We start from the raw sequence: 23618 nt of genomic DNA, 5'->3' as shown, positions 1-23618 counted from the left end.
CTATACAGCCGTCATCGGTCACAATCCTCGGTCATGAGCAGCGTACATATCCTTGCAATCGCCGGCACCTTCATGGGCGGCGTGGCCGCCCTGGCGCGGGAACTGGGCCATACGGTCAGCGGCAGCGACCAGGCCATCTATCCGCCGATGTCGACCCAGCTCGAACAGCTGGGCATCACCCTGGACCAGGGTTACCGCGCCGACAGCGTGCCGGCCGGCACCGACGAGGTGGTGATCGGCAACGCGCTCTCGCGCGGCAACCCGGCCGTGGAGGCCGTGCTCGACGCCGGCCAGCGCTACATCTCCGGCGCCCAGTGGCTGTCCGAACAGGTGCTGCCGGGCCGCGACACCCTGGCCGTGGCCGGTACCCACGGCAAGACCACCACCACCACCATCCTCACCTGGCTGCTGGAAAGCGCCGGTCGTTCACCCGGTTTCCTGATCGGCGGCGTAGCCGAGGATTTCGGCGTCTCCGCCCGCCTGGGGCAGGGCCGCGAGTTCGTGGTCGAGGCCGACGAGTACGACACCGCCTTCTTCGACAAGCGCAGCAAGTTCGTGCACTACCGGCCGCTGGTGGCCATCCTCAACAACCTTGAATACGACCACGCCGATATCTTCCCCGACGTGGCCGCGATCCAGCGCCAGTTCCACCATCTGGTGCGCACGGTGCCGGCGCGTGGCCGACTGATCGTCAACGGCGAGGATCAGCATCTGGCCGAAGTGCTGGCGATGGGCTGCTGGACGCCGGTCGAACGCTTCGGATTCGATCCGTCGCTGGAATGGCATGCCGAGCTGCTGGCCGCCGATGGCAGCGCGTTTCGCGTGCATCACCGCGGGCAGGCAATGGGCGACGTGCAGTGGTCGTTGCTGGGCCGCCACAACGTGCTCAACGGCCTGGCTGCGTTGGCTGCCGCGCATGCGGTGGGCGTGGCACCGGCCGACGTGATTCCTGCGTTGTCACGCTTCCGCAGCGTCAAGCGCCGCATGGAAGTGATCGGCCAGCATGATGGCATCACCATTTACGATGACTTCGCCCATCACCCGACCGCGATCGCCACCACATTGGAAGGCCTGCGTGCCAAGGTGGGTGATGCGCGCATCGTGGTCGCGATGGAGCCGCGCAGCAATTCGATGCGGCTGGGCGCACACGCGCAGGCGCTGGCTCCGTCGCTGGCGCTGGCCGATGAAGTGGTGTTCCTGCATCGCCCGGAACTGGCCTGGGATGCCGCTGCGGTGATCGCCGCGGTGCGTGGCGAAGCGCACGCGGTGCCCGATACCGACGCGTTGCTGGCGCAATTGCAGGCCAGCGCGCGCAGTGGTGACCACGTGGTGTTCATGTCCAACGGTGGCTTCGACGGTGCACCGCGCCGTTTCCTGGCCGCGCTGCAGGCCCGATGAGCGTCGACGGTTCGCTGCCGCTGTTTCCGCTGCACACCACGCTGGTGCCGGGTGCGGCGGTGGGCCTGCGTGTATTCGAGCGCCGCTATCTGGACCTGGTCCGCGACAGCGGCCGCAGTGGCGAAGGCTTTGGTGTCTGCCTGATCCTCGACGGCCAGGAAGTGGGAGCCCCGGCGACACCGGCAGCGTATGGCGTGCAGGTACGCATCGAAGACTTTGATGTCGGCGCAGACGGCGTGCTGCAGTTGCGCCTGCGTGGCACCCGCCGCTTCCATGTCGAGCGCACCCGCGTACGCGACAACGGCCTGGTGGTGGCCGACGTGCGTTGGTGTGATGAAGACCCGGACGATGAGCTACGGCCGCAGCATGCGCTGCTGGCCACGGTGCTGGGTCACATCATCGAACAGGCCGGCGAGGCCTATGCGCCGGCCAACCCGGCATTGCTGGACCAGGCCAGCTGGGTCGGCTGGCGGCTGGCCGAACTGCTGCCACTGAGCGAGCAGCAGCGCCTGCAGCTGCTGCAGATGGACGACCCACACCAGCGGTTGCAGCAGTTGCTGGGCTGGATGCCGTAGCCGGTAACCGCCAACCAAGGTTGGCCACTACCAGAGCGCAGTGGAACCGGGAAACGCCAACCAGGGTCGGCGACGGCCAGAGCGCGGCGGAACCGGGAAACGCCAACCAGGGTCGGCGACGGACAGAGCGCGCCGGAACCAGTAGTTGCCAACCTTGGTTGGCAGCCTTCACCCGAAGTGCCAACCAAGGTTGGCGACTACCAGAGAAGCACCGGCGCCATCACTGCGTGGTCTTCAACCGCAACACCGGCAGCCCGGTTTCGCTGTGCACATCCTCCCGCTGCGGCAGGTCCTGCACGGCGTCCTTCACCGCGTTCAACGCCGGGTCGACACCCCGCAGCGGGTGCCACATGCCGATCCATTCAAAGTGGCGCTCGTAACGCAGGGTCTGTGCACTGCCCAGCCACAGCGGCGTGTTGCCCGGCTGCAGTTGCGCGGGTGCCGGCCACAAGCGCAGCACATAGCGCTCATCCGGCTTCGCACCCTGGCGTACCATCAGCAGTGCTTCCACGCGGGTATCCAGCGTTGCCGGCAATACCGGCAGCTCGTCGGCACCGGTGTTCTTGTCCAGCATCAGCAGCGCCTGCTGCCAGCCGGCCTGCTCCTGCCGCTTCCAGCCGCGGGCTTCCAGCTGCGCCTGCAGCGGCGCCAGCGGGCCCGCCACCTGCACGTCCAGCGGCCAGCGCTGGTCGTCGTCGAACTCGTTGCGGCGCGCCGGCAGCGTGGCCCAGTCGTGCTGCCACCAGGCTTGCGCATCCATCGCCTGCGGTGCCGGCAGGGTCGGCTCGAACCGCTCCAGCTTCACCGGAATGTGGCGCGGCGCGTACCACATCGCCGCCACGGCGAAGACGCCGTAGAACAGCCAGGCCACCGGCTTCACCCAGAACGAGCGGTTGAAGCGGCGGCGGTAGGCGATGCCCAGCACCAGCAGCCAGAACGTGCCGAACAGCATGCCGCCGATCACATCGCTCAGCCAATGCGCACCCAGGTACAGGCGCGAGAAGCCGATCAGGCTGACCACGATGCCCGACACCAGGTACGGCCAGACGCGGGTGCGACCCGGCATCTCGCGGGCGATCAGCACCGCGAAGAAACCGAAGGTGATGGTGGCCATGGTCACCGATACCGACGGGAAGCCAAAGCCGCTGCTGGCATCGACCGGGCGCACCACATCCACGGTGGCGCCGAGCAGCATGGTCAGGGCCAGGCCGAAGGCAAGCGCGGCCAGCCAGTGCGCGGCTGCCATCCAGCGCCGGCGCCAGATCAGATAGCCCATCGCCGCCGCGGTGGCCGGCAGCAGTACCTGCCAGGCGCCCAGCGATGCCAGCGCGGCCATCGGGTAGTCGGCCAGCGGATTGCGCAGCGCCAGCATGGCCTGGTGCACCAGCAGGTCGATCGCCAGCGGCTCGCCGTGTGCGACCACCACGGTCAGTAACGCGAACCAGCCCCAGCCCAGTACCAGCAGCATCAACGCCAGCATCGCCAGCGGCACCGATTCGCGGCGCTTGGGATCAAGCACGCCGACGGTGTAGCGGCCCAGCGTCGGGTGGCGGTTGGACCAGTCCAGCAGGCGTGCCAGCCAGTTGTCCATGCGCGCGGCCGACCAGCGATAGCCGTACAGAACGATGGCCCAGACCAGGCCGAGGATCACCGCCAGCAGGCCGACCACCACCACCAGACGCCCGGCCACCGCCGCGACTGCGTCGTAAGCTTCGCCAAGAATCCAGCCCGGCGCCAGGAACAGCACCGCCCAGGAGATGCTGGCGATGCCGCTGGCCTGCACGTAACGGCTGGCGGGCATCTTCATCATGCCGGCGATGGCCGGCACGAACGGTCGGATCGCGCCGACGTAGCGTGCGATCAGGATGCTCTTGAAGGCGTTGCGGCGGAACAGGTTCTCGCCGCGGTCGAGCAGCTGCGGGTAGCGGCTGAACGGCCAGATGCCGCGCAGGCGGTCGCCCCAGCGTCGGCCGATCCAGTAACTGATGCCGTCACCAGCGAACGCGCCCAGGGCGGCTGCCGCCACCGCGTATGGCCCGGAGATCTGGCCCAGGCCGATGAACACGCCCACCGCGAACAGCAACGGCAGCGCCGGCACGATGGCGCCAAGAATGATCACCGCATCGCAGAAGGCGATGAGGAAGATAACGGCACCCGCCAACACGGGGTGAGCGGCAATCCACGCGAGCGTGGCGTCGATCCATGAAGAGTCCATTGCCCGATTATAGGGGCGTGAAGGTGACTGGTTCCCAGCCGCTTCGTGACCGTTTGCAACCGGCGCCTTCGCCTAGAATGGCCCCATGCCGCATACGCCAGACGCTCCATCGCATGCTTTGAAGGCCGACAGCTTCGGCCAGATCCTTCTTGTGAAAGGGCCCGATGGCCCCTTCGTGCGCCGTGATCTGGGCGCCACGCCGCTGTGGCTGCGGCTGCCGGCCTGGTGGCTGGCCCGCCGGGAAGCACGCGCGCTGCGCCACATCCACGGCATGGCCGATGTGCCGCAGCTGCTGGCGTGGGATGGCCGTCATCTCGATCGCAGTTTCATGGCCGGCGACGCCATGTACCAGCGTCCACCACGCGGTGACCTGGCCTGGTTCCGCTCGGCGCGTCGGCTGCTGCAGCAGCTGCACCGCAATGGCGTGGCCCACAACGACCTGGCCAAGGAAGCCAACTGGCTGGTCACCGAAGACGGTCGTCCGGCGCTGATCGACTTCCAGCTGGCGGTGATCGGCAACCCGCGCTCGCGCTGGATGCGGCTGCTGGCCCGCGAGGACCTGCGCCACCTGCTCAAGCACAAGCGCATGTATTGCCGCGAGTCGCTCACCCCGGTGGAGAAGCGCGTGCTCAAGCGCACCTCGTGGGTGCGCGAACTGTGGTTTGCCACCGGCAAGCCGGTCTATCGCTTCGTGACCCGCCGCATCCTGCATTGGGAAGACAACGAAGGGCAGGGGCCGAAGCCGTGAGCAGTGCGTCCGTCGTGAGCAGGCCGCCAACTGCCTGCAGTGTGCTGCGTGCGCAATTGCCCGGTGCCGACTTCGTGCACGCCTGCCAGGCGACGACTCGTCGCGATGGGCGCTCGGCCCTGCAGGCCTACCGCGATATGGCCGCGACCATTCCCGGCTGGTTCGATGGGCTGATGGCGCTGCGCAACCACGGCATGCGCCTGCTCGGCATGAAGCACCTGGGCTCGTTGCGGGCGGTGCAGGTTGTTGCGGATCCTCAACCCGGCCAGCGGCTGGGCATCTTCACCCTGCAGTCGCTGGACGACGATGCCATCGTGCTGGAAGACGACGACCGCCACCTGCGCGTGCAGCTGGCGCTGCAGTGGCAGGGCGACGTGCTGGAAGTGGCGACCGTGGTGCATACGCACAACGCGTTCGGGCGCGTGTACATGCTGCCGGTTGCGCCCGTGCATCGGCTGATCGTGCCGCATCTGCTGGAGAAGCAGGTGCGGTTGTACCGGTAGATCCAGGCCATGCGTGGATGTGGTTTGTGATCCGTGGGCTGCTTAACGGCTAAACGGCTCATTGCCAAGTGCCGCATAAATGTGGATTCCGCTGGCAGCAGAAGGCTCGCGAGATCCAAACCAGGGACAACCCGCAAAAGAATCATTGAGGTGATGCATCTGGTATTGCGCACACGCCATTTTCTACTACGAGAGTCCAGGACAGGGGGCGTTCCGGGTGCATGAGAACGTGTATCTGATCAGTGCCGACAACGATGAACACGCTCTTGAGAATGCAGAAGCGCTTGCTTCCGGGTATGAGGATCTGACCGGTCGCCTGGTGGGTGAAGACGGTAGGCCTTCCCTCTATCGATTCGCCGGAATTCGCAAGCTGATATCAGTGGCGAGTGATGAGGACACTGCCGAGGGACGCCTGCACTCGGGTGTGGAGGTCACGTACTCCGTCATGGCGGTGGATACGTTGGACCAGGTGAAGCGGCTTGCCCGTGGTGATGGCGTGGCAGTGCTGTACCAGGAATAGAGCTGTACCAGGAATAGAAATGTAGAGCCGAGCCATGCTCGGCTCTATAGGGGGCCGTGGCTTTACGGCGTCGCCGGCACCACCTGCTGGCCGATGAAGTTGCGCTTGGCATCGAAGTCATAGGCGATCTGCAGCTGCCCCACATCCGGGCAGGCGTGGCAGTCGCGCAGCGGCGTGCGGTACAGCAGGCGGATGCCGCCGTTATCCAATGGCGAAGCGCCGGCCGACTGCGCCGGTGCGAACGGCGTGGCTTGCGGGTTGGCCTTCAGCAGCTCCTGCACAGTGGGGTCGGCACGCAGGGTGTCGTCCAACTGCACGGCATCCACATCGATGCGCTTGCCGCTGGCATCGACCAGGCGGGTGCCTTCATTGGTGTTGGCGCGGAACGGATACTCGACCGTGGCAATGCCCAGTCCTTCGTTCTCGTGCCAGGCGGTCACATAGGCCAGCTCACCGCCGCTGGACAACTGCTCGGCGGCGGTAACGGCATCGGTACTGGCGCCACCGGCGCGCATCGCATCACGCAGGCAATCGCGGGTCGCAGCATTCTCGCCCTGGCGGCAGGCGTTGAGATCGCCATCCCAGACCACCGCCTCGCTCCAGCGCATCTTGCCGTCGGCGGCGGCCTTCTCCGCGCTGGGCGCGTCACCGGCGGGCGGCTCCTTTCCGGGTTCCGGCGAACGGCCCTGGCAGGCAGTCAGCAGGGCAAGCCCCAGGGCAGGCAGCAACAGGCGGGAACGGCGCATGGCGTGGACCTCGTGCGTTGTCTGGAGGCCCGAGTATCGTCAAGGACAGGTGAACTCCGCGTCGGCGCGGCATACTAGCGGCTCATTGCATACGCTGGAGTGTGGAACGTGGGCAGTCTGCAGGGCAAAACGCTTTTCATCACTGGTGCCTCGCGCGGCATCGGCCTGGCCATCGCACTGCGCGCTGCGCGCGACGGGGCCAACGTGGCGATCGCGGCCAAGTCGTCGGTGCCGAACCCGAAGCTGCCGGGCACCATCCATACCGCGGCCGAAGCGGTAACGGCGGCTGGCGGCCAGGGCCTGGCCCTGAAGTGCGACATCCGCGAGGAAGAGCAGGTGCAGGCGGCGGTGGCGGCCACGGTCGATACCTTCGGTGGCATCGACATCCTGATCAACAACGCCAGCGCGATCTGGTTGCGCGGCACGCTGGATACGCCGATGAAGCGCTTCGACCTGATGCAGCAGGTCAATTCGCGTGGCAGCTTCCTGTGTGCGCAGGCCTGCCTGCCGTACCTGCTGCAGGCGCCGAACCCGCACATCCTCACCCTGGCGCCGCCGCCGAGCCTGGAGCCGAAGTGGTGGGCACCGCACACCGGCTACACGCTGGCGAAGATGGGCATGAGCTTCGTCACCCTGGGCCTGGCCGCCGAATTCGGTCCGCAGGGCGTGGCGGTGAATGCGCTATGGCCGCGCACGGTGATCGCCACCGATGCGATCAACATGATTCCGGGCGTGGATGCGGCTGGCTGCCGTACGCCGCAGATCATGGCCGATGCCGCATATGCAGTGCTGGTGCGTGAAGCGGCCGGCTTCCACGGCCAGTTCCTGATCGACGATGAAGTGCTGGCACAGGCCGGTATCACCGATCTTTCCGGATACGCGATGGATCCGTCGCGGCCGTTGCTGCCGGATCTGTTCCTGGATTGACCGCGCGTCGCTGGAAGAGGCCGAGGGCTGCGACCCTCGGCCTGCTGCGCTAGAATGCGTGGCTGTAATCGTTTTCAACAAGGATGTGAGCACATGTCACGCACTCTTTCCGTCGCGGCGCTGGCCGCTTCGCTGTCGTTGATCCTGACCGCCTGCGGTGGCAAGGCACCCGCAGCTGCGGGCGCCGCCGCTGCCTCCGGCACGCCGGACGCCAGCACGGCCCCGTCCGATACACAGCAGCAGTTGACCGCCAAGCTCAACGCCTACATCGGCTGCTTCAACGCGCTGGATTCGAAAACCCACGGCAGCATCCAGTCCTACACGCGCTGGATCAAGGATGTCGACGCTGGCCCGACCGGACGCGAGACGCACGTGTACGGCCCGTTCGAGATCAGCGACTACGACATGAAGCAGTGCGACGCTCCGGTGACCGAGGCGATTGCTGCCAAGCCGGCGCTGGCCGAACTCGATGCGGCTGCAGGTCACTACCAGCAGGCGCTGAAGGCGCTGGTGCCGGTCAGCAAGGGCGCGCATGACTACTACGATCGCCAGGGCTACGAAGACGACCAGTTCGCCAAGGGCAAGCAGCTGCACGCGCCCTTGATGGCCGCCTTCAAGGATTTCGTGGCTGCCAGCGAAACGTTCAATGTCGAGCTGGAGCGCCAGAACGACGCTGCCCAGCGCGAGCAGCTCAAGGCGCTGGAACAGGCCGAGGGGCGCACGCGCGAGTACTACCGTCTGGCGATGATGCTGGAAGCCAAGGCCATCATGGATCTGATGAGCGAGGATGATTTCGATCAGGCCAAGGCCCGCGAACGCCTGGATGCCTTCAACCGCATTTCCGATGAAGCGCACGCCAAGGTTGCCGACCAGGAACCGGGCAAGTCGGACTGGGAAGGCTTCGAGCGTGGGGCCGAGAATTTCCGGCGCGAAGGCAAGGAGCGGCTGCAGCGCGTCAGCGAGAAAAAGCCTTACACCGATTTCGAACGACGCATGCTTGATTCGCCGTCGATGGCGCCGCGTGGCTCTGCCAGCAAGCTCATGCAGGAATACAACACGCTCGTCTTCCAGAGCAACCGCCAGTGACCGGCGCGCCAGCACCCATGCGAGAGACCATGACGACTTCCTGTCTGCGTATCGCGCCGCTGCTGCTGATCGGCGCTGTGGCTGGCCTGAGCGGCTGCAACAAACCGGCAGGGTTGTCGCTGGCCGACCCCAGCTTGGAGAAGGTGAACGCCTACATCGAGTGCTACAACGGCGTTGAACAACCCATTCACGAGGGTTTCCAGACCTACACCAGCTGGATGAAGGACCCTGAAGCCGGCCCGACCGGCAAGGAAGCGCAACCGCGTTCGCCCGGGAAGGTGCTGTCGCACCGCGTCGAGTACTGCGGCCAGCCACTGACCGACGCGCTGGCGAAGACCCCGGCCTTGCCGATGGATGGCCCCGCGCGTGACTATCAGCAGGCCTTCCAGGCATTGAACACCCTGGTCGAGCGCGCCGATGGATACTTCACCCGCGAGGATTATCGTCGTGATGGCGGTGAAGGGATGCGCAGCCAGCATGCCCCGCTGATGCAGGCCTATGCTGATTTCTTCAAGGCCAGCGAAGCGATGGATGTGGCGCTGGAAAAGAACGAGAACGATCGCCGTGCCGCGCAGCTGAAGCAGATCGAGGAGAGCGAAGGGCGCTCGCTGGCCTACTATCACCTTCGCCTGCTGGGCGACGGCAAGCTACTGGCCACGGCGTTCCAGGACGACGCACCGGATGTTGCCGCGCTGCGCGTGCAGCTGGCTGACTATCAGGCACTGGTGACGGAAATCCAGAACGGCGGTGTCGGCAAGGACGACCCGATGTGGGGCCACGTGCAGCGTTCGGCGGACAAGCTGGTGCGTACTGCGGGACGTGGCGTCGAGCGCCTGGAGCAGCACAAGCCGATCACCGCCGAAGCGCTGGCGGCAGAGCGGAAGGCGTCGGGCAGTTGGCTCACCACCGACCCGGAAGGAGCGCAGTCAACGATCCTCGCCGCATACAACGATCTGGTGACCACCAGCAACCGCATGCGATGAGCAACGGCACACGCATCCATGCGTAACCGCCGAGAGGTAGTGCCGGCCGCTGGCCGGCATCTGCCTCAATGGTTGAACGCATCCGGCAGCTTGCCGCCGCACTTGCGGCAGTGCAGTGCATCCGGTTCATGGCCTTCCAGCCCACAGTCCGGGCAGCCGCGCGCATCGCGGCGCGCGGCCTGCTCGGCTTCACGCATGGTGCTGGCCAGTTCGGCGGTATAGATGCCGGTGGGCACGGCGATGATGCTGTAGCCGATCAGGATCAGCACCGAGGTGACGAAGCGGCCGAGCACGGTCTGCGGCACGATGTCGCCGAAGCCGACTGTGGCCATGGTCACCACCGCCCAGTACATGCTGGCCGGGATGTTGGTGAAGCCGTGTTCGGGGCCCTCGATCACGTACATCAGCGCACCGGCGATGATGGTGATGGTGATCACCGTGAACAGGAACACCAGCACCTTGCGCCGGCTGCGCCACAGTGACGTCATCAGGATGCCGCTTTCCTCGATGTAGCGGGTCAGCTTGAGGATGCGGAACACGCGCAGGATGCGCAGCGCGCGCACCACCAGCAGGCTCTGCGCGCCGGGGATGAACATCGACAGGTAGGCGGGCAGGATCGACAGCAGGTCGATGATGCCCCAGATGCTCACCGCGTAGCGCAGCGGGCGCTTGACCACCGCCAGCCGCAGCAGGTACTCGGCGGTGAAGATGATCGTGAAGCCCCATTCCAGGATGTACAGGCCGGTGGACCATTCGGCATGCAGGTGCTGCACGCTGTCGATCATCACCACCAGGATGCTGGCGATGATCGCCACCACCAGGATCAGGTCGAAATTGCGCGAAGGCCGGGTGTCGTGGCGGTAGATGATGTCGAACCACCGACGGCGCCAGCCGGTCTCGGTGGCGGGGTTCAGCTGGGGGGCGGAAAACGGTCGCATGGGCGCATTGTGCCGCAGGGGTTCCGGCGCGAGAATGGGGATTCCTGAACCCTGCCGACTGCCATGACCGCCGCTACCGATCCGCTGATCTCCCTTTCGCACTATTACCTGCCGGTCTACAAGCCCCGCCAGGTGGTACTGGAACGAGGCCAGGGCGCCCGCGTGTGGGACAGCCAGGGCCGCGAGTTCATCGACCTGGCCGCCGGCATCGCCGTGTGTGGCCTGGGCCACAACGACCCGGACCTGGTCGCCGCGCTGGTCGAGCAGGCCGGCAAGCTCTGGCACACCAGCAACGTGTTCTACAGCGCGCCGCCATTGCACCTGGCCGAGGAGCTGGTGAAGGCCAGCCGCTTCGCCGAGCGCGTGTTCCTGTGCAACTCCGGCGCCGAAGCCAACGAAGTGGCGATCAAGATGGTCCGCAAGTGGGCCTCCAGCCAGGGTCGCCCGGCCGACAAGCGGGTGATCATCACCTTCCGTGGCAGCTTCCACGGCCGCACCATGGGCGCGGTGACCGCCACCGCCCAGCCGAAGTACCAGGAAGGCTACGAGCCGCTGCCCGGTGGCTTCCGCTACATCGATTTCAACGATGAGGTGCAGCTGGAAACCGCGATGGCCGCCGGCGACGTGGCTGCAGTGATGCTGGAGCCGATCCAGGGCGAGGGCGGCGTGATGCCGGCCAAGTCCGGCTTCCTCAAGCGCGTGCGCGAACTGTGCGACCAGCACAACGCGCTGCTGGTGCTGGACGAGATCCAGGCCGGCATGGGCCGCACCGGCACGCTGTTCGCGCACTGGCAGGACGATGTGGTGCCGGACATGGTCACCCTGGCCAAAGCGCTGGGTGGTGGCTTCCCGATCGGTGCGATGCTGGCCGGCCCGAAGGTGGCCGAAACCATGCAGTTCGGCGCACACGGCACTACCTTCGGCGGCAACCCGCTGGCTGCTGCGGTGGCCCGCGTGGCACTGCGCAAGCTGGCCTCGGCGGAGATCGCCGCCAACGTCAGCCGCCAGTCGAAGGCGCTGCGCGATGGCTTCGCCCGCATCAACGACGAGTTCGGTGTGTTCAGCGACGTGCGTGGCCGTGGCCTGATGCTGGGCGCGGTGCTGAGCAAGGACTTCGCCGGCCAGGCCGGTGCGATCCTCGACCACGCCGCCGAGCAGGGCCTGCTGACCCTGCAGGCCGGCCCGGACGTGCTGCGCTTCGTGCCGTCGCTGAACATCACCGACGAAGAAGTGGCCGAAGGCCTCAAGCGCCTGCGCGCAGCGATTGCTGCGTTCATCGCCGCGCGCTGACGCCGCGGCGCTGGGGTCGGATCCCTCTCCTGCGGAGAGGGCTCTGACCCCGATCAGCTCACCGCGTAACGCTTCAACACCTTGCCCAATCCCCGGCCATCGCGCACGGTTTCCGCGTGCAGGCCGGCGGCGCGTGCGCCGCGCACGTTGGCGAACAGGTCATCGACGAACAGCGTGCGCGCAGGTGCCACGCCGAGTACCTCAAGCGTGCGCAGGAAGACTTCCGGCGCCGGTTTGCGCAGGCCGAAATCGGCGCTGCAGAACACGCGGTCCTGCAGGGCAGGGAACAGTTCCGGTAGCAGGGTGGGCAAGGCCTGTTGCATCAGCGCGCCGTTGTTGGTCAGCACTGCCATCGGCAACTTCAGGGCCTGCAGCCGCTGCAACACGGCAGCCTGCGGATGGCTGGCTGCCCGCCGCGCCGCGGTCCAAGCAGTCACATCGACCGTCGTGCCTAGAAGCTCTCCCAGCTGCGCCAGATAGGCCGGGCCATCGAGCGTGCCATCGTCATGTGCCGCTTCCAGCCCGCTGTCGTACAGCGCGGCCTGCACGGTTTCCGGCGCGACGTCCAGCGCCTGCGCAAGGTGCAGCACGCGCTGCGCGCGCTGGTACTGCACCAGCACGCCATCCACATCCAGCAGCAACAGGTCGATCCGCATTGGTCGAGCATGCCATTGCAGTGAACACGCGGGAAACCCTGGAGCAGCCATGCGACAGACGGTCGCAGACGCGGCCGCAGGGGCCTGCCTAGAATGGCGCTTGAATCCGCAGGAGATGCAACGATGAAGGCTTGGATGGTGGCAGTGGGACTGGGCGCGCTGATGCTGGCGCCGTCAGCGATGGCGCGGGTGTGTGCGGTGAGCATCGACAGCACCGACCAGATGAGCTTCAGCAGCCGCGAGATCAAGGTGGCCGCTGATTGCACCGCCGTGGATCTGACCCTGCGCCACACCGGCAAGCTGGCCGCTACCGCGATGGGCCACAACTGGGTGCTGACCCGCAGCGCGGATTACCAGCCGGTGGCGATGGCCGGCATGCGCATGACCCTGGCCGACAGCTACCTGCCGAAGGCCGACAAGCGCGTGCTGGCGCACACCAAGGTGATCGGCGGTGGTGAAACCGCGCGCGTGCGCTTCTCTACCCAGGGCCTGCAGAAGGGCGGTGACTACACCTTCTTCTGCTCGTTCCCCGGCCACTTCGCGATGATGAAGGGCAAGTTCGTCTTCGGTTGAGCAGCCACGCATGGCGTGGCTCTACCAGCAAAAAAGGGGACGGAGGGGATTAAGTCGTTTGTGCACAAACGACTTAATCCCCTCCGTCCCCTTTTTCGTGCAGAGCGGGCTCAGCCCTTGGCGGCCTTGAACGCCACGCGTGCGGCGGCCAGCGTGGCCTCGATCACGGCATCGTCGTGCGCGCTGGACAGGAAGCCGGCCTCGTACGCCGACGGTGCCAGGAACACGCCCTGCTCCAGCATCGCGTGGAAGAAGCGGTTGAACGCCGGGATGTCACAGGCAGTGGCCTGCGCATAGGTCTCCACTTTTTCACTGGTGAAGAACAGCCCGAACATCGCGCCCACGCAGGTGGTGGTCACGACCACGCCGGCGTTGGCGGCGGCCGCTTCCAGGCCGGCACACAGGCGCGCGGTGCGCTCGGCCAGGTCGGCGTGGAAGCCCGGCTGCTGGATCAGCTCCAGCATCGCCAGGCCGGCGGCCATCGCCACCGGATTGCCGCTCAGCGTGCCGGCCTGGTAGATCGGGCCGGCCGGGGCGATCTGCTGCATCAGTTCGCGGCGGCCGCCGTAGGCACCCACCGGCATGCCGCCGCCGATGATCTTGCCGAAGGTGGTCAGGTCCGGGGTGATGCCGTAGTGCGCCTGCGCGCCGCCGAGGGCGACGCGGAAGCCGGTCATCACTTCGTCGAAGATCAGCAGCGCGCCGTGCTTCGTGCACAGTTCGCGCAGGTGCTGCAGGTAGCCGTCGCGCGGCGGGATGCAGTTGGCATTGCCAACCACCGGTTCGATGATCAGGCCGGCGATGTCGTCGCCCTGCTGCTCGAACAGTGCAGTGGCCGCTTCGAAATCATTGTAGGGCAGGGTCAGGGTCAGTTCGCTCAGGCCGGCCGGCACGCCGGGCGAGGTCGGCACGCCCAGGGTCAGCATGCCGCTGCCGGCCTTGACCAGGAACGAGTCGCCGTGGCCGTGGTAGCAGCCTTCGAACTTGACGATGCGGTTGCGGCCGGTGGCACCGCGCGCCAGGCGGATGGCCGACAACGTAGCCTCGGTGCCGGAGTTGACCATGCGCACCATCTCGCACGACGGCACCAGGCGGGTGATGGTCTCGGCCATGGTCACTTCGGCAGCGCAGGGCGCACCGAAGGACAGGCCATTGTCGATCGCCTTCTTCACCGCCTGGCGCACCGCCGTGTGGTTGTGGCCAACGATCATCGGGCCCCAGGAGCCGACGTAGTCGATGTAGCGGTTGCCGTCGACGTCGTAAAGGTAGGCACCGTCGGCGCGCTCGACGAAGAACGGCTCGCCGCCGACCGACTTGAACGCGCGCACCGGCGAATTGACGCCGCCCGGCAACAGTTGCTGGGCGCGGGAGAACAGGGCGTGGGACTGGTCGTGGTTCATGCGGATTTCCTGGGCGTTACGCGAACTGGGCGAGGTAGGCGCGCTGGACCGCAACCGGGTCTTCGGCGGCGAACACGCTGCTGACCACGGCGACCAGATCGGCGCCGGCGTCGATGATGGGACCGACATTGTCCGGCGTCAGGCCGCCGATCGCCACCCGCGGCACGCCCAGTGCGGCGCTTTGCCGCAGCAGGTCGGTGTGGGCGCGGCTGTTGGTGACCTTGGTGGTGGTCGGGAAGAACGCACCGAAGGCCACGTAGCTGGCGCCGGCCGCCACGGCCTGCTCGGCATTGGCCAGCTGGTCGTAGCAGGACGCGCCGATGATTGCGTCGGTGCCGAGCAGGGCACGCGCGCTGGGGATGTCGCCATCGGTGCCGCCCAGATGCACGCCGGCGGCGCCGACCGCCTTGGCCAGCGCCGGGTCGTCGTTGACGATCAGCGGCACGCCGTGTTCCTCGCACAGCGCCTGCAGGGCGGTGGCCTGCTCCCGCCGCAGCGCGCCGCTGGCGGTCTTGTTGCGGTACTGCAGCCAGGTGGCGCCGGCGGCCAGCAGCGGCGCGGTGCGGTCCAGCAGGCGCGCGGTATCGGGCTCGTCCGGGGTGATCAGGTAGACGCCGCGGGGCGCCGGGGAAGCAGAAGTCATCGATGGCTACCGGTGAGTGGACCGCGATGGGACAATGGCGGCCCGTGAATCCAGCCTTGATTATCCGATGAGCGATGCCACCCCCACCACCTTGCGTACCTGGATGTGCGTGGTCTGCGGCTTTCTTTACAGCGAAGCGGAAGGCTTGCCGGAGGAGGGCATCGCGCCGGGGACGCGCTGGGAAGACATTCCCGAGACCTGGACCTGCCCGGATTGCGGCGTGACCAAGGCCGATTTCGAGATGGTCGAGGTCGATTGATGGCGGGGCCTGCAGGCCCTTCTGTGGGTGCGGACCGTTGGTCCGCACACCGGACACCCTCAATGCAGCCGCGGCACTGGCCCACCGAGGTCGATCAGCTTCTCGCGCAGCCACTGCGCATCGCTGGCCTCGGGATTGCGCTTCAGATACTGCCCCAGGTCATGGCGGGCACCGGCCAGATACTCCAGCTGCAGGTAGGCCAGGCCACGGTCGCGCAGGGCGTCGTCCTGCTCCGGGGCCAGTTTCAGCAGGCGGTCGGCACTGCGCGCGGCGCGGTCCCATTCGCCGGCCTCGGCATACACGCCGTGCAGGTTGCGCAGCATGCGCATCAGGATCGCACGCGCTGGCGCCGGGTCGAGGATCTGCGCCAGCACCTGGTCGTCGGGCATCTGCCCGCCCAGGTGTGACTTGGCCCGCTCGCGTAGTTCGTCCACGTCCAGCGGGCGGCCGCCATTGAACGGATCCATCACCAGCACGCCGTCGTCCACCGGCAGGCGCACCAGGAAGTGCCCGGGGAAGGATACGCCGTCGAGCGGAATGCCCAGCCGGCGCGCGACTTCCATCTGCACCAGTGCCAGCGAGATCGGGTTGCCAAGGCGGCGCTCGAACACCTGGTTGAGGTAGCTGTTGCGCGGGTCGTAGTACTCGTCGTGGTCGCCGCTGTAGCCCAGCTCGTCGAACAGGTGGCGGTTGATCGCCGCCATCTTCAACGGGCTGTTGTCGATGCTGTCCACTTCCGAACGGAGGTGGTCGACATGGCTCTGGATCAGCGCGTCGTAGGTGGACGGCTGCAGATCGGGGTATTCATCGCGCGCGATCAGCAGCGCGGTCGGCAACAGTGGCAGCGCCTCGTCTTCGAGGTCGGCCAGTGCATCCCAGTCGGGGAGTGTGATCCGGTCCTGCATGGCCACAGACTGGCGTCATTCGCAGGCGGTTTCAAGCGGTGCCGCGTGAAAAATTCAGGGGTCAGATCCCTTTCGCGTGCGAAAGGGATCTGACCCCTGCAGGGTTGCTGGCCAGCGGCCGGCACTACCGCTGGCAGGACCCTTGTTACTCGATGCCCGGGCCGAAGGTCAGCTGGGTGCCGTCCTTCAGCTGCAGCTTCTCGGCCTGGCCGGCGTTGAGCTCCAGCACGTAGCGCGCCGGGCCGCCGCTGGGATAGGGCGGGCACATGTCGCCGGCCGAGCACGGCGGCACATCGCGCTGCTGGCTGACCAGCTTGCGCTGGCTGTCGAAGTACAGGATGTCCAGCGCAAGCTTGGTGTTCTTCATCCAGTACGCCTGCATTTCCTCGCGGTCGTGGATGAACAGCATGCCGTGATCGGCGGCCATCTGGTCGCGGAACATCAACCCGCGCGCGCGGGTTTCATCGTTGGTGGCCAACTCGACCTGGTAGCGGGCGCCATCGAGCTCGACCCAGTGGCGGGCCGCGTCGGTAGCACAGCCGGCCAGGGCCAGCAGCGGAAGCATCAGCAGCGAACGCAACAGCGACATCGTCAGGATCCTTCGAAAGGGTCAGAGCACGACCGGCGGCTCACCACCGACGATCACCACATCGGCGCGGCGGCGTGCGAACAGGCCGACACAGACCACGCCGGGCAGCTGGTTGAGCTCGCGCTCCAGCTTTTCCGGGTCGGTGATCTGCAGGTTGTGGATGTCCAGGATCTGGTTGCCGTTGTCGGTGACCACGCCTTCGCGCCAGGTCGGCTGGCCGCCGGTCATGTCGCGGATCTGGCGGGCGACCAGGCTGCGCGCCATCGGGATCACTTCCACCGGCAGCGGGAACTTGCCCAGCACCGGCACCTGCTTGCTCGGGTCGACGATGCAGATGAAGCGCTCGCTGGCCTCGGCGATGATCTTCTCGCGGGTCAGTGCGGCGCCGCCACCCTTGATCAGGCACTTGTTGGCATCGCACTCATCGGCGCCGTCCACGTACAGCGACAGGTTGCCGCTGTGGTTCAGCTCGATCACCTCGATGCCGTGCTGCTTCAGGCGCGCGGTGCTCTGTTCGGAGCTGGACACGGCGCCCTTGATACGGTGCTGGATGCGGGCCAGGGCATCGATGAAATAGGCCACGGTGGAACCGGTGCCGACACCGACGATCATGCCGTCTTCTACGTACTCGATGGCTTTCTCGGCGGCCAGGCGCTTGGCTTCGGACATGGGAGAACTCTCAGGCAGGGAATCAGGATTTCTTTTCCAGCGACAGCAGCAGCTTCCACTGCGCAGCGGTCACCGGGAACACCGACAGGCGGTTGCCCTTGGCAACCAGCGGGAAGCCCTCGCCGAGTTCTTCGGCGTGCAGCTTGATCTCGTCCAGCGCGATCACCTGCTTGAGCTTGCGGTCGAAGGCCACGTCCACCAGCATCCAGCGCGGGTTCTCGCGCGTGCTCTTGGGGTCGTGATAGTCGGATTTCGGGTCGAACTGGGTGTCGTCCGGGTAGGCCGTGCTGGCCACCGTGGCCAGGCCGACGATGCCCGGCACCTTGGTATTGGAGTGGTAGAACAGGATGCCGTCGCCGACCTGCATGCCATCGCGCATGAAGTTGCGCGCCTGGTAGTTGCGCACCCCGTTCCAGGGTTCGACCTTGACCTTGGCCAGGTCATCGATGGAGAAGGCGTCCGGTTCGGACTTCATCAGCCAGTAGCGCTTGCGGGCGGTCATGGGTTCACGGGGGCAGCGGAGGGGAACAGGGGGCCGTCTTCGGTGCAGATCGCATCCACCGGCACGTCCCACGACGCCACCGGCAAGGACTCGACCTGCTGCACCGCGAATGCAGCGCCGACCAGCCAGGGCGGCGCCGGCCGATCGTGGCGGAAGGCGAAGCTGCGATCATACCAGCCGCCCCCCATGCCCAGCCGCCGGCACTGTGTGTCGAAGCCCACCAGCGGGGTCACCACCAGCGCCATCTGCGCCGGTTCCAGGGTGTCTTCCACGGCCACATCCGGCTCGGGGATCCCGTAACGGTTGCTGGTCAGTGGTTGCCCGGGCCGCCATGGCGCGAAGCGCAGCGTGTCGCCGGCCAGCACTGGCAGGCAGTAGGTGAGTCCTTCGGGCAGCTGCAGCTGCCAGCGGTGCAGGGCGATTTCGCCATCCAGCGCCCAGTAGCCGGCCACGGCGCCTTCGCGCGGGGCGAACGGCAGGGCCAGCAGGGCATCGGCAAGCGATTCGGCGGCGGCGATGCGCTCAGCGGCGGAAAGGTCGCGGCGGCGTTGCCGCAGGTCGTGGCGCAGGGCCTGGCGCGGGTCGGTCATGGCAGCGTGCGGCAAGGATCAGCCGTCATTGTGCCGGAAAGAACAAGGGCGACGCCCGAAGACGCCGCCCTTGCTGGAATATTGCATTCTCCGCAATGTCGATGCATGCGAAACGACCTTGAACCCGGGGGCTCAAGTGGGAACGCTGGAGAACCATCGGGCTTCCCGCTACAAGGCGGACCTGCACTCCCGGCGCTGTCGCGCTCCCGGTGTCGTTCTTAAGGGACAAGGCGAATGTTTGCACATGCCGTCGAGTACCGCAGAGAACGCGTGGCCATTATAGCCAGCACGCAGGATCTGGATAGGCCGTTCGTCGGCAACAGTCCGTGCCAATTCAGATATGAGAAAAGGGGACGGAGGGGATTAAGACGTTTCCAGCACAGAAGGGGCGAATGCGCCTTAATCCCCTCCGTCCCCTTTTTCTACGGGGTGCCGTCGATCGCGCGGTCCAGGCGCCGGTTCAGGTCGGCCAGCGTCTGCTGCAGGGCCACTGCCTGGCGGGCGTTCTCGTCGCGCAGCAGTTGCAGTTCATGGGCCAGGTTCAACGCCGCCAGCACGGCGACGCGGTCGACCGCGGCCATGCGGTTGCTGCCGCGGATTTCGCGCATGCGCGCATCGAGCAGGCGCGCGGCCGCCATCAGGCTGTCGCGTTCATCGCCGCCGACACCCACGGTGTATTCACGATCGAGGATGCGGACACTGACCGGTTCGGCGCTCATGTGTGCTGCTCCAGGGATTTGAGCCGGCTGATCATTGCTTCCACCCGCGAGCGTGCCTGCTCGTTCTTGGCCAGCAGCGTGGAACGCTCGGCCACCAGCTGTTCCTGCTGGTGGCGCAGGCTGCGGTTCTCCTCGGCCAGGCGCTGGTTGCGTTCAAGCAACGCTTCGACGCGGGCAGCGAAGTCCTGCAGCTGGGCAAGGGGATCGGCGGGTTCCATACGGGCACGATAGGCAAGCCGGGTAAGGGCGGTCAAGCGTTGTCGCAGCAAGGCCTGACGGTCGCAGAGAGGATGCCGTCGGGTTGCTACACTACGGGGTCTCACGGGCGCGCGCGTGCGCGCCCCGGGTTTCCTTTCCGAACGAGCCGCACGATGACCGAACTTCCCTCCGTCGACGACGTTACCCGCGCCAGCCAGGAACTGGGCCTGGGCGCCACCGCTGCCGAGCTGCACGGCGCACTGTGCGGCTGGCTGGCCGCCGGTGGTGCCCCCGGCAATGATTGGCCGGCGCGTGTGCTGGCCGACGACAACCTGCCGCCGGTGGCCGCCGACAGCGTGCTGGGGCAGCTGCTGCAGGTCACCATCAAGCAACTGGAAGACCGCGATTTCGCCTTCGAACTGCTGCTGACCGATGGCGACGACGTGTCCGCGCAGGCTGATGCCATGTTCAGCTGGACCCGTTCCTTCCTGGGCGGCTTCGGCCTGGGCAGCGGCGGCCGCCGCCCGACCCTGTCCGAAGAGGGCGAAGAAGCGCTGACCGACATGGCCAGCCTGGCGCGTGCCTCCAGCGAGGATTTCGAGGCCGGCGGCGATGACGATGACGAAGCCCTGTCCGAGATCGAGGAATTCATCCGCGTGGCGGTACTGCTGCTGCACGGTGACGTGGTGCTGGCCTCGCGCCATCGGCAGCGCCTGAACTGATGGACATCAAGCAGCGCACCGGCATCGCGGCCGGCGAATACAAGCGTCGGCGCCGCCAGCTGATGGACATGGCCGGCGAGGATGCGATCCTGGTGCTTCCCGCCGCCGCCGAGAAGGTGCGCAGCCTCGATACCCATTACCCGTTCCGGCAGGATTCGGACTTCCAGTACTTGAGCGGCTTCCCGGAGCCGGAAGCGGTGCTGGTGTTGATCCCGGGCCGCCGCCACGGCGAGGCCATCCTGTTCTGCCGCGAGCGCGATGCCGAGCGCGAGGCCTGGGACGGCAGCCGCGCCGGCCAGGAAGGTGCGGTGGCGCAGTACGGCATGGACGATGCGTACCCGATCGACGATCTGGACGACATCCTGCCGGGCCTGCTGGAAGGGCGTTCGCGCGTCTACTACCACTTCGGCCGCGACGCCGATTTCGACCTGAAGCTGATCGGCTGGGTCAACCGTGTTCGCTCGCAGGTGCGCCACGGCGCGCAGCCGCCGCATGAGTTCCTGGAGCTGGGCCACCTGCTGCACGAGCAGCGCCTGTTCAAGTCCGGTGCCGAAGTGGCGCTGATGCACCACGCCGCGCAGATCAGCGTGCGCGCACATCTGGCGGCGATGAAAGCGGCGAAGGCCGGCATCCACGAATACGAACTGCAGGCCGAACTGGAACGCGTGTTCCGCGCCAACGATGCCGTGCCGGCCTACTGCAGCATCGTCGGTGCGGGCCGCAACGGCTGCATCCTGCATTACCGCGACAACAACGCACGTTCGCGCGATGGTGAGCTGGTGCTGATCGACGCCGGTGCCGAATACCGCGGCTATGCCAGCGACATCACCCGCACGTTCCCGGTGAACGGCCGCTTCAGCGCCGAGCAGCGCGCGCTGCACGACCTGGTCGGTGACGCGCAGGCCGCGGCACTGGCCCAGGCCAAGCCGGGCGTGGCCTACGAGATGGGTCACCTGGCGGCGGTGCAGACCCTGACCGAAGGCCTGCTGCGGCTGGGCCTGCTGAAGGGCACGCTGGAAAAGAACCTGTCCGAGGGCCTGTACCAGCGTTTCTACCGGCACAAGACCGGGCACTGGATCGGCATGGACGTGCACGACGTGGGTGACTATCGCCTGGCCGGCGATTCGCGGCTGCTGGAGCCGGGCATGGCGTTCACCATCGAGCCGGGGCTGTACATCGGTGTGGACGATACGACGGTGGAGCCGCGCTGGCGCGGTATCGGCATCCGTACCGAGGATGACGTGCTGATCACCGATGACGGGCATCGCGTGCTGACCGAAGGCCTGGCGCGCAGCGCCGACGAGATTGAAGCGGTGATGGCGGGGTAAGGGGTTTCGGCAGGGCTTGCAGCCCCGCACCTGCTGCAATCAACGGCAACGTCAAAAGCCGAAGCGGCATTCCGTGGGAGGGCGGGGCACTGTGGGTTTGCGGGGACGCCGCAAGTACGTCCCTGTAGGCTTGGTCGCCGCATCCATGCGGCTCACACCCCGCAAACCCACAGTGCCCCGCCTTTGACAGGTTCAGGCGGCTGTTGGTGGGTGCCGACCGTTGGTCGGCACATCTGTCAGATATCGAATGAATCATCCACGCATGGCGTGGATCTACTGGCCACTGCGGCCGTTGGAACGCGCGGCTGTTGGTAGATGTCGACCTTGGTCGACACAGAGCGAGCGCAGCGAGCGACCCGCTTTTGCTTTTCTTTTTTCTTTTCCGTGGTTGGACGCGGCAGGAAACTGTCAAAGGCCGGGCGGGGTGGGTTTGCAGGACCGTTGGCGCCATGGATGGCGCCATCGAGCCCCCATGGATGGGTTTACGGCGTGTCCTGCAAACCCACCCCGCCCGGCCAAGCGCGGCTTTAGCTCCAAGCGTCAAACCACGAGGGGCTCAGCCGTTGGCCGCCGCAAACACCGGTCGCGTCAGGTTGTCCGCCTCGCCTTCAGTGCACAGCACTTCGTCTTCAATGCGGATGCCGCCATACGGACGGAAGAAATCCACGCGGTCCCAGTTGATCGCATCGCCATGGCCGGCATCCTTCACTTCATTCAACAGCATGTCGATGAAGTACAGGCCCGGTTCGATGGTCACCACCATGCCCGGTTCCAGCACGCGGGTCAGGCGCAGGTACGGATGGCCGGCCGGGCGCTCGATGCGGCCGCCTTCATCGCTGGCCGCGAAGCCGGCCACGTCGTGCACCTGCAGGCCGATCAGGTGACCGATGCCGTGCGGGAAGAACGCGGCGCTGACGCCGGTTTCCACTGCGGTCTGCGGCGAGACCTTGATCACGCCGAAGTCCTTCAGCACGCCCATCAGCGAAAGATGTGCGTCCACGTGCAGCTGCTTGTAGTCGAAGCCCGGGCGCACCGCTGCGCACATCTGCTGCTGGGCAGCGTCGACGGCGGCGATCATCGCCGCGAATTCGTCGTGGCCCTGTGCGGCGTAGGTGCGGGTGATGTCGCTGGCGTAGCCGTGCGCGCTGGCACCAGCATCGATCAGGAAGCTGCGCAGCGGCTGCGGCGCCTTGCGGCCCAGCTCGGTGTAATGCAGCACAGCGGCGTGTTCGTTCAACGCCACGATGTTGCCGTAGGGCAGCTCGTTGGCATCCTGGCCGACGGCCTGGCAGTACGCCATGTGGATGCTGAACTCGTCGGCGCCGTTGCGGAACGCGGCTTCGGCGGCACGGTGGCCGCGCACGCCCAGCACCTGCGCCTGGCGCATCAGCGCGATTTCATACGGCGTCTTGTTGCCGCGGTGCCATTCCAGGTAGTTCACCACCGGCGCCGGGTTGTTCGGCACGTAGTTGCCCAGCGTGCTCTGCGGCTCGCCGAGGATCGCGCAGCGCGACGGGTCGGCCGGCAGCAGGGCCAGTGCCTCTTCGGGTTTGCGGATGATGTGGATGTCGAAGTGCTCCACCCACCAGCCGCTGGGGGCGTCCGGTACCACGTGCCAGTAATCGAACGGCTGGTGGAAGATCACCGCCGGGCGCTTGCCGGGGGTGAACACGATCCAGCTGTTGGGCACGCGGGTCAGCGGCAGCCAGGCCTTGAACTGCGGATTCACCGCATACGGGTAGTCGCGGTCGTCGAACACCTGGTAGTGCAGGGTGCCGCTGGGCACCACCAGATGATCGAAGCCGCCGCGGGCCAGCGCCTGTTCGGCGCGTCGGCACAGCACGGCCAGGTGGTCGGAATACAGGGCGCCGGGGTCTTGCTGGATCATTGCGGTGGCTCGACACGGAAAACGGCCCTAGATTCTGCCGCATACCGC

At 66.7% G+C, this 23618-nt stretch carries 27 protein-coding genes and 1 other RNA gene; 13 read left to right on the top strand and 15 right to left on the bottom strand.

Annotated elements, in window-relative coordinates; all coding sequences use genetic code 11:
* The first annotated feature begins 33 nt into the window (after positions 1 to 33).
* Both mpl and AC5O77_RS05245 read left to right on the top strand, forming a co-directional pair.
* Positions 34 to 1398 (top strand): UDP-N-acetylmuramate:L-alanyl-gamma-D-glutamyl-meso-diaminopimelate ligase, encoded by a 1365-nt coding sequence (gene mpl, locus AC5O77_RS05250; RefSeq protein ID WP_032128384.1) that lies wholly within the window; start codon positions 34 to 36, stop codon positions 1396 to 1398.
* Complete coding sequence (locus AC5O77_RS05245) at positions 1395 to 1973, top strand: LON peptidase substrate-binding domain-containing protein (protein ID WP_010484006.1); 579 nt, start codon at positions 1395 to 1397, stop codon at positions 1971 to 1973. Before mpl ends, AC5O77_RS05245 begins: the two co-directional genes overlap by 4 nt.
* Positions 1974 to 2193: 220 nt before the next feature.
* Here AC5O77_RS05245 and AC5O77_RS05240 read toward each other — a convergent pair whose 3' ends face one another.
* Positions 2194 to 4188 (bottom strand): bifunctional DedA family/phosphatase PAP2 family protein, encoded by a 1995-nt coding sequence (locus AC5O77_RS05240; RefSeq protein ID WP_478057756.1) that lies wholly within the window; start codon positions 4186 to 4188, stop codon positions 2194 to 2196.
* Positions 4189 to 4273: 85 nt separating this feature from the next.
* Here AC5O77_RS05240 and AC5O77_RS05235 point away from each other — a divergent pair, with 85 nt between their 5' ends.
* The 3 genes from AC5O77_RS05235 to AC5O77_RS05225 all read left to right on the top strand — a co-directional run bounded on the left by AC5O77_RS05235 (position 4274) and on the right by AC5O77_RS05225 (position 5959).
* On the top strand, positions 4274 to 4936 hold the full coding sequence (locus AC5O77_RS05235) for a serine/threonine-protein kinase (protein WP_478057755.1): 663 nt from the start codon (positions 4274 to 4276) through the stop codon (positions 4934 to 4936).
* Positions 4937 to 4950: 14 nt separating this feature from the next.
* Positions 4951 to 5439, top strand: coding sequence for a DUF2867 domain-containing protein (locus tag AC5O77_RS05230; protein WP_423175191.1), 489 nt, complete (start codon positions 4951 to 4953; stop codon positions 5437 to 5439).
* Between the two features lie 157 nt (positions 5440 to 5596).
* On the top strand, positions 5597 to 5959 hold the full coding sequence (locus tag AC5O77_RS05225; RefSeq protein WP_071228176.1) for a DUF4288 domain-containing protein: 363 nt from the start codon (positions 5597 to 5599) through the stop codon (positions 5957 to 5959).
* A 62-nt stretch (positions 5960 to 6021) separates the two neighbouring features.
* On the opposite strand, the gene AC5O77_RS05220 is transcribed toward AC5O77_RS05225, so the two are convergent.
* Positions 6022 to 6705 carry a hypothetical protein gene (locus AC5O77_RS05220; protein ID WP_478057754.1) on the bottom strand — a complete coding sequence of 228 codons (684 nt, stop codon included), beginning with the start codon at positions 6703 to 6705 and terminating at the stop codon, positions 6022 to 6024.
* A 108-nt stretch (positions 6706 to 6813) separates the two neighbouring features.
* Between AC5O77_RS05220 and AC5O77_RS05215 the strand changes: the two genes are divergently transcribed.
* The 3 genes from AC5O77_RS05215 (at position 6814) to AC5O77_RS05205 (ending at position 9701) form a co-directional block, all read left to right on the top strand.
* The gene (locus AC5O77_RS05215; protein ID WP_478057753.1) at positions 6814 to 7632 is read left to right on the top strand and encodes an SDR family oxidoreductase; all 819 of its coding nucleotides are present in this window, start codon (positions 6814 to 6816) and stop codon (positions 7630 to 7632) included.
* A 93-nt stretch (positions 7633 to 7725) separates the two neighbouring features.
* Positions 7726 to 8718 (top strand): YiiG family protein, encoded by a 993-nt coding sequence (locus AC5O77_RS05210; protein WP_494506549.1) that lies wholly within the window; start codon positions 7726 to 7728, stop codon positions 8716 to 8718.
* 17 nt (positions 8719 to 8735) lie between these two features.
* A complete protein-coding gene (locus AC5O77_RS05205) occupies positions 8736 to 9701 on the top strand; it encodes a YiiG family protein (protein WP_071228198.1) in 966 nt (321 codons plus the stop codon).
* 65 nt (positions 9702 to 9766) lie between these two features.
* Here the strand turns inward: AC5O77_RS05205 and AC5O77_RS05200 are convergent, their stop codons facing one another.
* Positions 9767 to 10639: an ion transporter gene (locus AC5O77_RS05200; protein WP_279912592.1), complete on the bottom strand. Its 873-nt coding sequence runs from the start codon at positions 10637 to 10639 to the stop codon at positions 9767 to 9769.
* Between the two features lie 63 nt (positions 10640 to 10702).
* On the opposite strand from AC5O77_RS05200, the gene AC5O77_RS05195 reads away from it, so the two are divergent.
* Positions 10703 to 11929 (top strand): acetylornithine transaminase, encoded by a 1227-nt coding sequence (locus AC5O77_RS05195; RefSeq protein ID WP_006467246.1) that lies wholly within the window; start codon positions 10703 to 10705, stop codon positions 11927 to 11929.
* 53 nt (positions 11930 to 11982) lie between these two features.
* Here the strand turns inward: AC5O77_RS05195 and AC5O77_RS05190 are convergent, their stop codons facing one another.
* Positions 11983 to 12585: an HAD-IA family hydrolase gene (locus AC5O77_RS05190; RefSeq protein ID WP_494506548.1), complete on the bottom strand. Its 603-nt coding sequence runs from the start codon at positions 12583 to 12585 to the stop codon at positions 11983 to 11985.
* A gap of 123 nt (positions 12586 to 12708) precedes the next feature.
* Between AC5O77_RS05190 and azu the strand changes: the two genes are divergently transcribed.
* On the top strand, positions 12709 to 13158 hold the full coding sequence (gene azu, locus AC5O77_RS05185; protein ID WP_049460658.1) for an azurin: 450 nt from the start codon (positions 12709 to 12711) through the stop codon (positions 13156 to 13158).
* A gap of 110 nt (positions 13159 to 13268) precedes the next feature.
* Here the strand turns inward: azu and hemL are convergent, their stop codons facing one another.
* Positions 13269 to 14558 carry a glutamate-1-semialdehyde 2,1-aminomutase gene (gene hemL / locus AC5O77_RS05180; protein WP_478057751.1) on the bottom strand — a complete coding sequence of 430 codons (1290 nt, stop codon included), beginning with the start codon at positions 14556 to 14558 and terminating at the stop codon, positions 13269 to 13271.
* Between the two features lie 16 nt (positions 14559 to 14574).
* Complete coding sequence (thiE, locus tag AC5O77_RS05175) at positions 14575 to 15201, bottom strand: thiamine phosphate synthase (RefSeq protein ID WP_478057750.1); 627 nt, start codon at positions 15199 to 15201, stop codon at positions 14575 to 14577.
* Between the two features lie 34 nt (positions 15202 to 15235).
* Here thiE and AC5O77_RS05170 point away from each other — a divergent pair, with 34 nt between their 5' ends.
* Positions 15236 to 15460: a rubredoxin gene (locus AC5O77_RS05170; protein WP_080291769.1), complete on the top strand. Its 225-nt coding sequence runs from the start codon at positions 15236 to 15238 to the stop codon at positions 15458 to 15460.
* A 59-nt stretch (positions 15461 to 15519) separates the two neighbouring features.
* Here the strand turns inward: AC5O77_RS05170 and AC5O77_RS05165 are convergent, their stop codons facing one another.
* The 8 genes from AC5O77_RS05165 to AC5O77_RS05130 form a co-directional block, all read right to left on the bottom strand.
* Positions 15520 to 16365: a SirB1 family protein gene (locus AC5O77_RS05165; RefSeq protein WP_100473812.1), complete on the bottom strand. Its 846-nt coding sequence runs from the start codon at positions 16363 to 16365 to the stop codon at positions 15520 to 15522.
* Positions 16366 to 16510: 145 nt separating this feature from the next.
* A complete protein-coding gene (locus tag AC5O77_RS05160) occupies positions 16511 to 16954 on the bottom strand; it encodes a DUF192 domain-containing protein (RefSeq protein WP_049437177.1) in 444 nt (147 codons plus the stop codon).
* Positions 16955 to 16975: 21 nt separating this feature from the next.
* The gene (rpiA, locus tag AC5O77_RS05155) at positions 16976 to 17623 is read right to left on the bottom strand and encodes a ribose-5-phosphate isomerase RpiA (RefSeq protein ID WP_006389802.1); all 648 of its coding nucleotides are present in this window, start codon (positions 17621 to 17623) and stop codon (positions 16976 to 16978) included.
* Positions 17624 to 17645: 22 nt separating this feature from the next.
* On the bottom strand, positions 17646 to 18125 hold the full coding sequence (locus tag AC5O77_RS05150; RefSeq protein WP_005410901.1) for an EVE domain-containing protein: 480 nt from the start codon (positions 18123 to 18125) through the stop codon (positions 17646 to 17648).
* Positions 18122 to 18715, bottom strand: coding sequence for a 5-formyltetrahydrofolate cyclo-ligase (locus AC5O77_RS05145; RefSeq protein ID WP_478057749.1), 594 nt, complete (start codon positions 18713 to 18715; stop codon positions 18122 to 18124). The genes AC5O77_RS05150 and AC5O77_RS05145 overlap by 4 nt, the downstream gene beginning before the upstream one ends.
* 83 nt (positions 18716 to 18798) lie before the next feature.
* Positions 18799 to 18984: non-coding RNA, 6S RNA (gene ssrS, locus AC5O77_RS05140), on the bottom strand.
* A 153-nt stretch (positions 18985 to 19137) separates the two neighbouring features.
* The gene (locus tag AC5O77_RS05135; RefSeq protein WP_005410899.1) at positions 19138 to 19434 is read right to left on the bottom strand and encodes a cell division protein ZapA; all 297 of its coding nucleotides are present in this window, start codon (positions 19432 to 19434) and stop codon (positions 19138 to 19140) included.
* Positions 19431 to 19652, bottom strand: a complete 222-nt coding sequence (locus tag AC5O77_RS05130) for a TIGR02449 family protein (RefSeq protein WP_005410898.1) — start codon at positions 19650 to 19652, stop codon at positions 19431 to 19433. Before AC5O77_RS05130 ends, AC5O77_RS05135 begins: the two co-directional genes overlap by 4 nt.
* Before the next feature lie 153 nt (positions 19653 to 19805).
* On the opposite strand from AC5O77_RS05130, the gene AC5O77_RS05125 reads away from it, so the two are divergent.
* Together AC5O77_RS05125 and AC5O77_RS05120 are read left to right on the top strand one after the other, a co-directional pair.
* Positions 19806 to 20354 (top strand): YecA/YgfB family protein, encoded by a 549-nt coding sequence (locus AC5O77_RS05125; protein ID WP_032128368.1) that lies wholly within the window; start codon positions 19806 to 19808, stop codon positions 20352 to 20354.
* A 5-nt stretch (positions 20355 to 20359) separates the two neighbouring features.
* Complete coding sequence (locus AC5O77_RS05120; protein ID WP_100437673.1) at positions 20360 to 21682, top strand: aminopeptidase P N-terminal domain-containing protein; 1323 nt, start codon at positions 20360 to 20362, stop codon at positions 21680 to 21682.
* 556 nt (positions 21683 to 22238) lie between these two features.
* Here AC5O77_RS05120 and pepQ read toward each other — a convergent pair.
* Positions 22239 to 23570, bottom strand: a complete 1332-nt coding sequence (gene pepQ / locus AC5O77_RS05115) for a Xaa-Pro dipeptidase (RefSeq protein WP_478057748.1) — start codon at positions 23568 to 23570, stop codon at positions 22239 to 22241.
* Between the last annotated feature and the right edge of the window lie 48 nt (positions 23571 to 23618).

The organism is Stenotrophomonas sp. INTA L402-1, from assembly GCF_059295135.1.
Note: the sequence above shows the minus strand (reverse complement) of the source record. Positions and strands in the feature narration are given on the sequence as shown.

What these genes read in the sequence shown, in the direction of transcription:
- mpl (WP_032128384.1), top strand. Translation starts at nt 34, where the DNA reads ATGAGCAGCGTACATATCCTTGCAATCGCCGGCACCTTCATGGGCGGC.
- AC5O77_RS05245 (WP_010484006.1), top strand. Translation starts at nt 1,395, where the DNA reads ATGAGCGTCGACGGTTCGCTGCCGCTGTTTCCGCTGCACACCACGCTG.
- AC5O77_RS05240 (WP_478057756.1), bottom strand. Translation starts at nt 4,188, where the DNA reads ATGGACTCTTCATGGATCGACGCCACGCTCGCGTGGATTGCCGCTCAC.
- AC5O77_RS05235 (WP_478057755.1), top strand. Translation starts at nt 4,274, where the DNA reads ATGCCGCATACGCCAGACGCTCCATCGCATGCTTTGAAGGCCGACAGC.
- AC5O77_RS05220 (WP_478057754.1), bottom strand. Translation starts at nt 6,705, where the DNA reads ATGCGCCGTTCCCGCCTGTTGCTGCCTGCCCTGGGGCTTGCCCTGCTG.
- AC5O77_RS05210 (WP_494506549.1), top strand. Translation starts at nt 7,726, where the DNA reads ATGTCACGCACTCTTTCCGTCGCGGCGCTGGCCGCTTCGCTGTCGTTG.
- AC5O77_RS05205 (WP_071228198.1), top strand. Translation starts at nt 8,736, where the DNA reads ATGCGAGAGACCATGACGACTTCCTGTCTGCGTATCGCGCCGCTGCTG.
- AC5O77_RS05200 (WP_279912592.1), bottom strand. Translation starts at nt 10,639, where the DNA reads ATGCGACCGTTTTCCGCCCCCCAGCTGAACCCCGCCACCGAGACCGGC.
- AC5O77_RS05195 (WP_006467246.1), top strand. Translation starts at nt 10,703, where the DNA reads ATGACCGCCGCTACCGATCCGCTGATCTCCCTTTCGCACTATTACCTG.
- AC5O77_RS05190 (WP_494506548.1), bottom strand. Translation starts at nt 12,585, where the DNA reads ATGCGGATCGACCTGTTGCTGCTGGATGTGGATGGCGTGCTGGTGCAG.
- azu (WP_049460658.1), top strand. Translation starts at nt 12,709, where the DNA reads ATGAAGGCTTGGATGGTGGCAGTGGGACTGGGCGCGCTGATGCTGGCG.
- hemL (WP_478057751.1), bottom strand. Translation starts at nt 14,558, where the DNA reads ATGAACCACGACCAGTCCCACGCCCTGTTCTCCCGCGCCCAGCAACTG.
- thiE (WP_478057750.1), bottom strand. Translation starts at nt 15,201, where the DNA reads ATGACTTCTGCTTCCCCGGCGCCCCGCGGCGTCTACCTGATCACCCCG.
- AC5O77_RS05170 (WP_080291769.1), top strand. Translation starts at nt 15,236, where the DNA reads ATGGCGGCCCGTGAATCCAGCCTTGATTATCCGATGAGCGATGCCACC.
- AC5O77_RS05165 (WP_100473812.1), bottom strand. Translation starts at nt 16,365, where the DNA reads ATGCAGGACCGGATCACACTCCCCGACTGGGATGCACTGGCCGACCTC.
- AC5O77_RS05160 (WP_049437177.1), bottom strand. Translation starts at nt 16,954, where the DNA reads ATGTCGCTGTTGCGTTCGCTGCTGATGCTTCCGCTGCTGGCCCTGGCC.
- rpiA (WP_006389802.1), bottom strand. Translation starts at nt 17,623, where the DNA reads ATGTCCGAAGCCAAGCGCCTGGCCGCCGAGAAAGCCATCGAGTACGTA.
- AC5O77_RS05150 (WP_005410901.1), bottom strand. Translation starts at nt 18,125, where the DNA reads ATGACCGCCCGCAAGCGCTACTGGCTGATGAAGTCCGAACCGGACGCC.
- AC5O77_RS05145 (WP_478057749.1), bottom strand. Translation starts at nt 18,715, where the DNA reads ATGACCGACCCGCGCCAGGCCCTGCGCCACGACCTGCGGCAACGCCGC.
- AC5O77_RS05135 (WP_005410899.1), bottom strand. Translation starts at nt 19,434, where the DNA reads ATGAGCGCCGAACCGGTCAGTGTCCGCATCCTCGATCGTGAATACACC.
- AC5O77_RS05130 (WP_005410898.1), bottom strand. Translation starts at nt 19,652, where the DNA reads ATGGAACCCGCCGATCCCCTTGCCCAGCTGCAGGACTTCGCTGCCCGC.
- AC5O77_RS05125 (WP_032128368.1), top strand. Translation starts at nt 19,806, where the DNA reads ATGACCGAACTTCCCTCCGTCGACGACGTTACCCGCGCCAGCCAGGAA.
- pepQ (WP_478057748.1), bottom strand. Translation starts at nt 23,570, where the DNA reads ATGATCCAGCAAGACCCCGGCGCCCTGTATTCCGACCACCTGGCCGTG.